Origin of the sequence: Mesobacillus sp., assembly GCF_049588175.1 — a bacterium.
Lineage (GTDB): Bacteria > Bacillota > Bacilli > Bacillales > Cytobacillaceae > Mesobacillus.
This window is the reverse complement of the sequence record NZ_JBAVFI010000146.1, coordinates 1-2,118: the sequence shown is the minus strand read 5'-3', so window position 1 is coordinate 2,118 and position 2,118 is coordinate 1. Positions and strand designations below refer to the sequence as shown.

Below are 2,118 nucleotides of genomic sequence, written 5' to 3'. Positions count from 1 at the left end.
GAAATTATGGATTGTTCTGGCTAGCAGTGATTGCAGCATTTTTCACGGCATTCTATATGTTCCGTCTGTTCTTCATGGTCTTTGCCGGTGAGGCGCGCAGCGAGATGAAGAATGTCCATGAATCACCTTCAGTCATGACATTGCCAATGGTCGTTCTCGGTGTTCTTGCTGTTATCGCGGGTTATGTGAACACACCTTGGTTCGGCACTTTCCTTGGCGACTGGCTGACAGAAGGAAATGAAAACCTTGGCCATGGACATATCGAAGGTCCGGCTTGGATTATGGTTGTTGCGACAGTCGTATCCTTGCTTGGTATTCTGCTTGCGTGGATGATGTACAGCAAAAAGTCATTGTCACGCGATTGGCTCAGCAGCAGAATTCCGCTTATGTACAGTGTCGTTAAGAACAAATACTTTATTGATGAAATTTACAGCCAGACGATTGTGTTTGGAACAAAAGGGATCAGTTTATTCCTGCGTTTTATCGAGCTCTTCCTTGTTGAAGGTCTAGTGAAACTGACAACTGCTTCTGTCCAGGCTCTTGGTAAAACTGGTGCAAAGCTTCAAAGTGGCCAGGTACAAACATATGGCGCAATCGCCTTTGTCGGTTTGGCAGTTCTGATGGTCATCTTCGCGTTAACAGGGGGGTATTTATAATGGATTTCAACTATTTTCTTACCTTGCTGGTATTCTCCCCTTTACTAGGTATCCTGCTTTTGGCATTCATGCCTAGAGCAAATGAGTCAGGTATCAAAATGCTTGGAGTTTTAGCAACACTACCGTCGCTGGCTTTGGCGCTCATCGCCTATTTTTCCTATCGCGGCGGAGCAGACCTTGCTAATTTTTCGGAACAATTCCGCTGGATTCAGTTTGGCGGACAAAGTGCCGAGCAATCCGGGATGTTCAGCGTCAATTATGAATTAGGAATTGATGGATTCGGGCTGATCATGGTCGTACTGACTGCAGTGATTGCAACGCTTGCAGCTCTTGCATCCTTCCATATCAAAAAAGAATGGAAGGGCTACTACATGCTGTTTTTGCTTCTTGAAATCGGCATGCTGGGAGTATTTACGTCCCAAAACTTGATCCTGTTCTTCCTTTTCTTTGAAATCACCCTGATCCCAATGTTTTTCCTGATCGGGAAGTGGGGCTATTACGAAAGAGAAAAGGCTGCTTACAGCTTCTTGATCTATAACGGCCTTGGTTCAGCAATCCTGCTGATTGTCATCATGGTGTTATTTTCAAGAACAGGCACTTCAAATATCGAATTGCTCAGAATGATTTTGAACACTGAAAATGCGCAATTAGTAGCGCCGATTTCAGAGTCACTGAAGATGGGATTATTGATTTCCCTGCTTGTCGCTTTCGGTGTCAAGCTGCCAATCTTTCCGCTTCACAGCTGGATGCTGCGCGTTCACGTAGAGGCGCCGCCTTCAATCGTTATGATTCACTCAGGGATTCTTTTAAAAATCGGCGCGTTCGGTTTAATCCGCTTCGGGATGGGAATTTTCCCTGCGCAATTTGAACAATTGACAGTTCTGCTTGCAGTACTTGGGGTCATCAATCTGCTGTACGGAGCATTTCTTGCTTTTATCCAGACAGATTTCAAAATGGTTCTTGCTTACTCTTCTATTTCCCATATGGGTATCGTGTTAATCGGACTCGGGGCAAATAATGAAGCTGGTATTCAAGGAGCGATTTTCCAGGTTGTATCACACGGCTTGATTTCAGCATTGTTGTTCTTCCTGGTTGGTGTGTTTTATGAGCGCACCCACACTACTACACTTGCAAATCTCGGCGGCCTTGCAAAAGGAATGCCGATTGCATCTGGCTTCTTACTTGCTGGTGCAATGGCGTCTCTTGGCTTGCCAGGGATGTCCGGATTCGTCAGCGAATTCATGGCGTTCTTCGGCCTATTCAAGGAAATGCCGATCATTGCAGCGGTTGGTACTCTTGGCATCATCATGACGGCCGTTTACCTGCTGCGCGCCGTGCTTGCTATCACGTATGGCAAAGCAGAACGCGAATTTGTCGGTATTTCAGATGTTCGCACGTTTGAATGGGCACCGATCTTAGTGCTTGTGGGCTTGATCGTCCTGATTGGAGTATATCCTAACGT

1 protein-coding gene and 1 pseudogene are annotated in these 2,118 nt (G+C 45.9%); both read left to right on the top strand.

Annotation, left to right across the window (positions count from 1 at the left end):
- Positions 1 to 656, top strand: a pseudogene (locus tag WB217_RS03580) (NADH-quinone oxidoreductase subunit L); the annotation flags it as partial.
- Positions 656 to 2,118 (top strand): NADH-quinone oxidoreductase subunit M (locus WB217_RS03575; protein ID WP_423990707.1); only part of this gene is annotated, 1,463 nt, incomplete at its 3' end. The pseudogene WB217_RS03580 and the gene WB217_RS03575, both read left to right, overlap by 1 nt.